Genomic DNA, 462 nt, shown 5'->3' with positions numbered 1-462 from the left:
CCCTTATTTTTGTCCAAACTCCTGTTGATACATCTTTAACCCAAAATTCATATAATACTCCATTTGGACTGCTTGCATARCCYTTTATTGTATATGTTTTYCCTGATGCTAGCTTTCCATTTGTTATATATTGATCTCCTAACATTATATCGTAGGTTTGTATTGTAGCTTTCCCTGATTGTGTCTCTACCGTGAATGTTTTCTCTACTCTTCCATCCATACTTGTGTTACTATATTTATCCTTTACATTTACTGCCATTACATATTGTCCATTTTTACTTGGTGTCCAATTTGCATATCTGTCTTCTTTATAGTCCCTTATYTTTGTCCAAACTCCTGTTGATACATCTTTAACCCAAAATTCATATAATACTCCATTTGGACTGCTTGCATARCCYTTTATTGTATATGTTTTYCCTGATGCTAGCTTTCCATTTGTTATATATTGATCTCCTAACATTA

General features: G+C 32.7%; 1 protein-coding gene. It reads right to left on the bottom strand.

Annotation, left to right across the window (positions count from 1 at the left end; all coding sequences use genetic code 11):
* Positions 1-462 (bottom strand): triple tyrosine motif-containing protein (locus ACYUEW_RS19070; RefSeq protein ID WP_460277715.1); only part of this gene is annotated, 462 nt, incomplete at both ends.

Source organism: Clostridium sp. CTA-1 (assembly GCF_054768215.1).
This window is presented reverse-complemented; position numbering and strand designations above follow the sequence as displayed.